General features: G+C 46.8%; 9 protein-coding genes and 1 pseudogene. 6 read left to right on the top strand and 4 right to left on the bottom strand.

Annotation, left to right across the window (positions count from 1 at the left end):
- The first annotated feature begins 179 nt into the window (after window positions 1-179).
- Window positions 180-797: a recombinase family protein gene (locus GMA8713_RS24650; RefSeq protein WP_062715197.1), complete on the top strand. Its 618-nt coding sequence runs from the start codon at window positions 180-182 to the stop codon at window positions 795-797.
- 119 nt (window positions 798-916) lie between these two features.
- Here GMA8713_RS24650 and GMA8713_RS24655 read toward each other — a convergent pair.
- Window positions 917-1,572, bottom strand: a pseudogene (locus GMA8713_RS24655) (QnrS family quinolone resistance pentapeptide repeat protein).
- Window positions 1,573-1,601: 29 nt separating this feature from the next.
- Window positions 1,602-2,408, bottom strand: a complete 807-nt coding sequence (locus tag GMA8713_RS24660; protein WP_062715199.1) for a sulfite exporter TauE/SafE family protein — start codon at window positions 2,406-2,408, stop codon at window positions 1,602-1,604.
- 105 nt (window positions 2,409-2,513) lie between these two features.
- Here GMA8713_RS24660 and GMA8713_RS24665 point away from each other — a divergent pair, with 105 nt between their 5' ends.
- The 3 genes from GMA8713_RS24665 to GMA8713_RS24675 all read left to right on the top strand — a co-directional run bounded on the left by GMA8713_RS24665 (window position 2,514) and on the right by GMA8713_RS24675 (window position 5,257).
- The gene (locus GMA8713_RS24665) at window positions 2,514-3,338 is read left to right on the top strand and encodes an AraC family transcriptional regulator (RefSeq protein WP_062715201.1); all 825 of its coding nucleotides are present in this window, start codon (window positions 2,514-2,516) and stop codon (window positions 3,336-3,338) included.
- A 389-nt stretch (window positions 3,339-3,727) separates the two neighbouring features.
- Window positions 3,728-4,261 carry an alpha/beta hydrolase gene (locus GMA8713_RS28310; protein WP_232314564.1) on the top strand — a complete coding sequence of 178 codons (534 nt, stop codon included), beginning with the start codon at window positions 3,728-3,730 and terminating at the stop codon, window positions 4,259-4,261.
- A 675-nt stretch (window positions 4,262-4,936) separates the two neighbouring features.
- Window positions 4,937-5,257, top strand: a complete 321-nt coding sequence (locus tag GMA8713_RS24675; protein WP_062715202.1) for a helix-turn-helix transcriptional regulator — start codon at window positions 4,937-4,939, stop codon at window positions 5,255-5,257.
- A gap of 312 nt (window positions 5,258-5,569) precedes the next feature.
- Here GMA8713_RS24675 and GMA8713_RS27545 read toward each other — a convergent pair whose 3' ends face one another.
- Together GMA8713_RS27545 and GMA8713_RS27550 are read right to left on the bottom strand one after the other, a co-directional pair.
- Window positions 5,570-5,755 carry a hypothetical protein gene (locus GMA8713_RS27545; protein ID WP_157515777.1) on the bottom strand — a complete coding sequence of 62 codons (186 nt, stop codon included), beginning with the start codon at window positions 5,753-5,755 and terminating at the stop codon, window positions 5,570-5,572.
- A 109-nt stretch (window positions 5,756-5,864) separates the two neighbouring features.
- Window positions 5,865-6,191: a hypothetical protein gene (locus GMA8713_RS27550; RefSeq protein WP_157515779.1), complete on the bottom strand. Its 327-nt coding sequence runs from the start codon at window positions 6,189-6,191 to the stop codon at window positions 5,865-5,867.
- A 92-nt stretch (window positions 6,192-6,283) separates the two neighbouring features.
- On the opposite strand from GMA8713_RS27550, the gene GMA8713_RS24680 reads away from it, so the two are divergent.
- A complete protein-coding gene (locus GMA8713_RS24680) occupies window positions 6,284-6,883 on the top strand; it encodes a tyrosine-type recombinase/integrase (protein ID WP_062715204.1) in 600 nt (199 codons plus the stop codon).
- A gap of 144 nt (window positions 6,884-7,027) precedes the next feature.
- On the top strand, window positions 7,028-7,661 hold a 634-nt coding region (locus GMA8713_RS24685), incomplete at its 3' end, for an IS630 family transposase (protein WP_157515568.1).

Raw genomic sequence — 7,661 nt, forward strand, 5'->3', positions numbered from 1 at the left:
GGTGTATATTATCTGTATACACTGCTTAGTTGTCAACTATACTACACCTACTTTTTAGAGCATACCCCAACGCGACCACCCTACCCTGATACAAAAACTGGCAATGTGACCACTTAAATGCGACACTCCCTTTTGCGACTACCTAAATGCGACGTTAGCCACTTTCAGGGAGACAAACCATGTTTATTCGCGCTTACCTTCGCGCCTCGACCGATGAACAAAATGCCGAACGGGCAAAAAGCGCCCTCGACCAGTTCACCCAAGAGCATGGCCAACGCATTGCCAGCTACTACACTGAAAACATCAGCGGTACCCAACTCGACCGCCCAGAACTCAACCGCCTGTTAACCGACACCCAGGCAAACGACATTCTGCTGGTTGAACAAATCGACCGCCTCACCCGCCTTAACGACCATGACTGGAAGCAGCTCAAGCGCATGATTGAGGAAAAAGGCATACGCATTGTCAGCATGGACGTACCAACCAGCTGGCAGGCACTCGACAATAACGCCCTCACCCACAACGACCCCATCATCAAAGCCGTGCTCGATGCCATCAACAACATGCTGATAGAGCTAATGGCTGCTATGGCCAGAAAAGACTACGAAACCCGAAGAGAGCGCCAACGCCAGGGCATAGAAACCGCCAAAGCTAATGGCAAGTACAAAGGCAAACGAGCCGATACCGAACGGCACCAGAAAGTAAAAAGCTACAGAGAGAAAGGTTTAAGCCTGAGAGAAATTGCAGAAGCGACCGGCTATAGCCGATCGCAGGTGTGTAGGATATTGGCGAGCTAAGTTTGGGGCAGAAGTGAGCTAGAGGCATTGCTCTAGCTCGGATGATTTAGATTAGAAAATGTATTGGTGCCGTATATATTCTATCTTGTATGCTGCCTTTAGCCGGTATTGATAAGCATCTAATCGGGAAAAACAACAATACCCAGCGTTTCGAGAAGCTGTTCTTGCTGCCAAGCTGCAATTTTGATACCTGATGTATCGACTTTGCGGGGATCTAAACCATCGAGTTTGGCGTGGCATAAATTGGCCCCCTGTAGGCTAAATTGCCCCCAGACATCTTCGGAAAAAACACCTCAACTTAAGTCTGACCCTTTCAGTGATGCACCAGCTAGGTGAGTTTCTATCCAGCGATTTTCAAACAGCTCACATTTTTCTAAACAAACCCGCTCCATATTGGCATAGGAAAGGTTACATCCAGTAATAAAGGCTGAGCAAAAGTGCATACGATTACTCACTTGATTGGCAAAGTTTGCTCGGGAAAGTTGGCACCTTTTAAATCGCACTCACGTAACTCAATACCGTAGCAATTGGCATTACTGAAGTTTGCCATCGCAAGTTGGCATTGTTGGAAACTTGCATCGCGAAGATCTGCGACATCAAAGTGGCAGCCTTCGATATCACCCTGTTCAATGAACTTGCAGTTGACGAATGTCGTATCGCGCAAGTCAGCACGTCGAAAGTCGTAGCGAATAAATGTACAAGCAGTGAACGTGAGAGCACTTAAGTCTTTATGTGAAAAGTTGTGGCACCGATATGTATGATTGTAGGTTTCCATGAGTACTCCTTGCTGGACTGGGTGCAAGGCTATCCAATCACCTGAAAGAACATTTTTGCACTGAGCATGACGCAAAGGATACCGATGAATTTCTTGAGTGTTTCACTTGGGAAATAGTAGGCCAAACGGACACCCACATGCGTGGTTAGATAGCTACTGATTGAAAAAGCAATCAGCGCTGGCAGATAAATGTATCCCAAAACCATGTTGCTCATATCTGTATTGTGCAAGCCGTTTATGAGATAGCCAAAGGTGCCAGACAGTGCAATAGGAAAACCGATAGCGGCAGAAGTACCAATTGCCCGCTTTATCTCAACGTTTTGTTGGACAAGGTAAGGGATGGTCAATCCAGCACCGCTTATTGAAACAAGCGCAGAAACCGATCCAATTGAGAAGCCAGTAAAAATATTCCCCAACGGGCCTTGCGGATTCTCGTTATAGTGATACTCCTTCTGCCTGAACATTTTGAAAGCCACATAAAGCATGAATAAGCTGAAGAATCCCGCCAGATAAACCCCATTTAGATACGATGCGATGAAAGTGGCCAAAAATGTTCCGACAAGTACAGCGACCGACATTCTAATTGCCATTTTTGTATCCACGTTTCCTTTTCTCAAATGGGCTTTCATGCTGCCAAAGGTGGTGAAAATCATCGCAGCCATTGATGTGCCCAGTGCTAGGTGGACCACATCATCATGCCCAATTCCTTGTTTTGTGAATAGAAAGGTAAAAATGGGTACGGCCATGCCTCCACCACCAACACCGACAAGCCCGGCAAGTAACCCAATGCCGAGGCCTGCTGCTATGTAGTAGGAAATAAACAGGTACTCGTTCATAAGAACTCCATTTCAGACATTCGGTTGGCTTTCTGAAATACTAAGTGAACGTTAACATGTTGTGATAATGTTATTCGGACATTAAATAATGAAAAATGGCCATCTATGAAACGGCGTTTACAGAGTGATAATTGTGACTATAGCGATTGGAGGGAGGGTGCCGAACTCATTGCCCGACAATGGTTACATGAACGTGAAGACAAGCTCTCTCGCTCTCAGCGACCCTATACAAGCCATAAGCATTATCGGGGGCAGCTAATTTGTATCGATGAAGGACTGATACAAGTTAACACCGAAGAGGGGACTTGGTTATTGCCTCCTCACCGTGCAGGATGGATACCACCGGAAGCAATGCACAGTGTCTACTTTCATGGTTCTGTGAAAGGTTGGTCACTGTTACTTTTACCTTCTGCCTGTCATCAACTCCCAAAATCCCCATGCGTTATCGGTATGAATGATGTGATTAAAGTACTTGCGAACCGGATACTAGGTTGGAGTAAAACCACGGAGGTCTCGCCAGACCAATCACACATTCTCTGCGTTATTCTTAATGAGATTTGCCGCGCTCCCCTTGAAGATCTTTATTTTCCGATACCAAGAGAACCAAGGTTACAAAGGATAGCCCATGCAATGCTAGATAATATTGGTAGTACAAAGTCTGTCGAGCACTGGGCCAGTATCGGTGCCACGTCTTCGAGAACACTGAGAAGATTGGTACGAACCGAGCTAAATATGAGTTTTAACATGTGGCGGCAACAGATACAGTTGATCCACGCAATGGAAATGCTGGCTCGTGGGAAATCCGTCGGAGACGTTTCATTTGCTTTGGGTTACGCGACACCGAGCAACTTTATTGCCATGTTTCGCAAAGTATACGGCGAGCCCCCTGCACGTTATTTTTCCAAACGTCCTGCAAAATATAATACCTAAGCCAACTGAGTTCGAGCATCTTTAGCTAGATTAGGTATGCTTGGTTATGAATTCGTCTTAGAAGGCTGAGGTAAAAAGAAAACCAAATTAGTTATGTCGTTTGCGTTAACTCTGTTGTGCTTCAGTGCGAGTGCCGTTGAACAGAAATACCATTCTTCGCTGACGGTAAAGTCGGTATTCAGCAGTGACAGAAACAAGCCTGTCGATGTGTATTACTGGTATCCCACGACCAAAGAAAAAACAATTTTATGTTTGGTAGAGGCAACATTTTTAAGGCGGTCGAAACTCGGTTAGATGCCCCTTTAGCTGGTGAGAAATTTTCTATCGTTCTCTTGTCTCAGGGCGGAACACGGTCAGCGTTTTCACACAGTCGATGGATAGCATCAAGCTTGGCACAACAAGGTTATATCGTTGTTGTGCCAAAACCTCCTGAACCCAACGAAATCACGGCATATAAAGTAGTCGATGAAATTACACTCAGAGCCAGTGCTCTGAAGCTTGGGCTGAACACACTAAAATCGGTTGAAGCACTATTCGGCGGGGCGGATATGGGTGAGGTTTTCGGTGTCGGCTTTTTTCTGGGCGGCACATCGATGCTGATGCTATCCGGCGCCCAAATAAGCTCAGAGAAATACCTGGCATCATGCGACAGCACCAAAAATATAGACTGCCGTTGGTTACGCAATAACAGCATAGACGTTGCTACTATACCGGATGAAAAATTCCGCCCACTTCAGACTGAAAACAAACTGAGATCAGTTGTTGTTATCAGCCCAGAGCTGACTGCCAATCAACACCCTGCACTGGTGCCTGCCCAATCAATGATTGAGCTTCCTTCAGTAACGCTTGAAGACATTCCAGGCGCGAACCAGTTTAGTGCATTTCTGAGTGTACTGAGAGTGGTTTCAGCATCCTTGCCTTAGAAGGAGAAGAAGCACTTTGTCAGGAACTGGGGCAGGTTTCCCGAGCGGAAAATCATCAGGAAATTTTAGATGCGATTTTGACTGCTCTGACTCGGTAGGAAACAAGGACCGAAAGAGCGAAAGAAGGACAGTCACTTTTAGCTATCATCTATTTCGGATTAGGAATTGTAGGGTGAATTAGCAAACTTACATTTGAGTAAATTGGATTTTCTAAGCCAGAATGGGGCAAAACTTTCTTACGCTACCGCCCTTCGCTTCTCGGCACGCAACATGACATTACTGTCTAAAACTTTTGGCGTGAATGTACCATAAAGTGTATAAAAGCAGATTTGATTTCGATCGCATGGAAAACTGACTGGTTATTGATTAATCGACTAATAACCAATGGCATTCTCAGGGTGAATCCGTGAGGATTAAAAGATTATTTTCAATAATGGGTGGTCTATGTTCTGCATGCTAATTGAAGAACACCTGTGAAGGGAAAAGAGAAATAAATGAGCTAGATTCTGAGCCTTTCAGATATCCCCACTACGCATTATACCCATAGTGTTAAATCACCTTGCCCTACGAACCACAGCAAACATTGAATCCCGCCGTATAGAAAACTAAACGCATATTCAACCACCCACACCAGTGATAAAATCCACCTCCCTTATTGGTGTCAGCGAAGTAGTAATGGAACGCCGTAACGAAGAAACACTGAAAGCACACCTTCGTCATGTGGTGAAGGAAGCCAGAATGGCCAACAAACTCACACAAGCCGAGTGCGCTCGTAGGATGGGCATTGCCCGTCAAACCTATCTGGACTTTGAAAGCGCAAAGACGCTACCCAAAATTGACCTTATCTATGACTTTGCCGAACTCACGCAAAGATCCCTCTCCTACTTCCTTCCGCCGCTAGGCGTGACCCTAGAAGGGCACATCCTGGTTAAAAGCGAAACCTGGGAGAAAATGAGCCAGCTGAACGAAGAGCTGCGGATTTGCCTGGAAAGATAAACCCACCGCGGCCAACCCGCGCTGCGCCCACTTAGAAACACACTGAACCTAGACCAAACTACAGAACCAACCACAACTACTTCCCTGCCCTTTTAACACTTGTGGGGCGCAGCTCTGGGCGGGTGGGGGATGCGGTGGTGCTTTTGCGTGACACTGGCTTGCCAGAAGCGCACGGCGAACGCCGCTGCCGAAGGCAGGGAAAAGCGACGAAGAAAGGAACCTGAACCTGCGCCAATTTAACATAACTTTGCGCAATGCGGCGAAGCGGAACGGCGTGAGGAACGAGCGACGGCGCATTGTGACCAAGTTATGTTAAGCAGAGACATTATGGCGGGAGCCTGCGACCAGAATAATGCGGCGCGCAATTGGCGCGAACACCTCCGGACGCGCTAGTCGTAAACTCTCCGATACCAGATAGCCGCTACACCTCCCCCACTCTGCCGCACGGCCTTTGTGTCGTTTCAAAGGCGGTGCGTAGGCTTTAGCGTTGCGAAGCATCGTGTTTTGCTTATTTTTTATTCACAGAATCTGTGGGTAACTACTGCTTAATCGATTGCTTTATCAGCTTACGAATTGCAAGTTTTATTCAATTTTTGCTAACACCACCCTACTCGCCCGCACGGCCTTTGTGCTGTTCCAAAGGCGGTGCGTCGCCCGTAGCGTTGCGAAGCATCGCGCCCCAAGATTGGGGAAGGGGTTGAGAAACAAACAGGGCCAGGATGACGAACGGCGACCAGACCGCGCCATTGGCCATGACGGTGCCACACCAAATGCGCGCAGCGGATTGTTGTTGGGGTGGCGTTGACCGTGTTGGCCATAGGTTGGCGGAATGGGTGAAGTGAGGAAAGCTGGCGGCATTATTGATAGTGCTCAATGCAATCAATAGCTGACTCGATTTTGCCCCATTTCTTCTTAGAGTATTTGCCCCAAGCAAAGTACTGATTCCCAACTCGCATTAGGAAATGTTATCCAAAATTGTCATTTCTAAAATTATTTAGTCACTCAAACAATCGATGGAGGTGGAGCATGGTGACTACTAATAAACAGAGAAGACACTTAGGACAAAAGAAGCCATTTAAACTCGAAGATATCTGGCGGATCCGCACACGCCTTGAGATAGAGGGCAATCTTATGGAACTGGCGCTTTTAAATCTCGCGATTGACAGTAAACTCCGGTCTTGTGACTTACTTCGAATGAGGGTTTGCGACATTTCGTCTTCAGGCATCATTCATCCCAGAATTCTGTTCACGCAAAGTAAAACTCAACGGGATGTTCAGTTTGAAATAACAGCAAAAACTCAACACGCACTTAGTCAGTGGTTGTTTGTCAGTCAACTTTCACCAAAGGACTTTATCTTTCCCAGTCCCAGAAAAACTGGGGCGCCAATGAGCTACTCCTACTACGCCCATATCATAAAAAAGTGGGCAACGACGCTTGGCCTTGACGCTGCGCAGTATGGTACCCACTCCATGCGAAGGACTAAGGCAACGCTGATCTATGCGAGAACAAAAAATATCAGGGCGGTACAACTACTTTTAGGGCATGTAAAACTTGATAACACCATACGCTATCTTGGCGTCGAGATCGAAGATGCGCTCAAAATTTCCGAAGACACAGATATCTAAAGATGTGGTTGATATAATCCTCTTTGAAGAAATTGACTAAATAGCTGTTCCTAATAGTAGATCTCAAAGATAAGAGAAACTCAGTCCGCTTTGTGCGATCTGATCAATCGCCAAACCGAAACATACCGACAAAAGGACTGAGTGATGGCCATCATAGCACCGATACCTCGTGGCGAACGTCGTAGGATGAAAAAAGCGATACAGACTACCAAGGACAAGGATTATGCCCGCAGACTTATTGCTCTCATGCAACTCCACGAAGGCAAAACGATTGTCGATGTCTGCCGTATTATCAGTGCAGCCCGCTCCTCAGTGGGTAGGTGGATTGACTGGTTTACTCAAGGTGGTATGGATGCCCTGCACGCTTTGCCTGTTGGCAGACCGCCAACGCTTCCCGTTAGCGAAATGTGTGCGATGCTGACTATTCTGGTTCAGTTTTCCCCGCAGGATTTCGGTTATCAGCGAAGCCGCTGGAGTACAGAGCTTTTAACGATGCAGCTCAATGATGTATTCCAAAGTACAGTGGCGGCTTCTACGGTCAGGCGTTGGTTACCGAAAATCGGGATCGTCTGGCGTAGGGCGGCACCTACCCTCAATATTCGAGACCCTGACAAGGAAGAAAAGCTCGCTCAGATAAGTGAGGCGCTGGACAAATGCAGTGTTGACCATCCGGTGTTTTATGAAGACGAAGTTGATATCGACCTTAACCCCAAAATTGGGGCTGACTGGACGGTAAAAGGCCAGCAGAAAAAAGTGGTCACACCGGGACAGAACTGCA

Origin of the sequence: Grimontia marina, assembly GCF_900060185.1 — a bacterium.
Lineage (GTDB): Bacteria > Pseudomonadota > Gammaproteobacteria > Enterobacterales > Vibrionaceae > Enterovibrio > Enterovibrio marinus.

Bases quoted from the DNA above. Each gene is read 5' to 3' on its own strand.
- GMA8713_RS24650 (WP_062715197.1), top strand. From the start codon at position 180: ATGTTTATTCGCGCTTACCTTCGCGCCTCGACCGATGAACAAAATGCC.
- GMA8713_RS24660 (WP_062715199.1), bottom strand. From the start codon at position 2,408: ATGAACGAGTACCTGTTTATTTCCTACTACATAGCAGCAGGCCTCGGC.
- GMA8713_RS24665 (WP_062715201.1), top strand. From the start codon at position 2,514: ATGAAACGGCGTTTACAGAGTGATAATTGTGACTATAGCGATTGGAGG.
- GMA8713_RS24675 (WP_062715202.1), top strand. From the start codon at position 4,937: ATGGAACGCCGTAACGAAGAAACACTGAAAGCACACCTTCGTCATGTG.
- GMA8713_RS27545 (WP_157515777.1), bottom strand. From the start codon at position 5,755: ATGCTTCGCAACGCTAAAGCCTACGCACCGCCTTTGAAACGACACAAA.
- GMA8713_RS24680 (WP_062715204.1), top strand. From the start codon at position 6,284: ATGGTGACTACTAATAAACAGAGAAGACACTTAGGACAAAAGAAGCCA.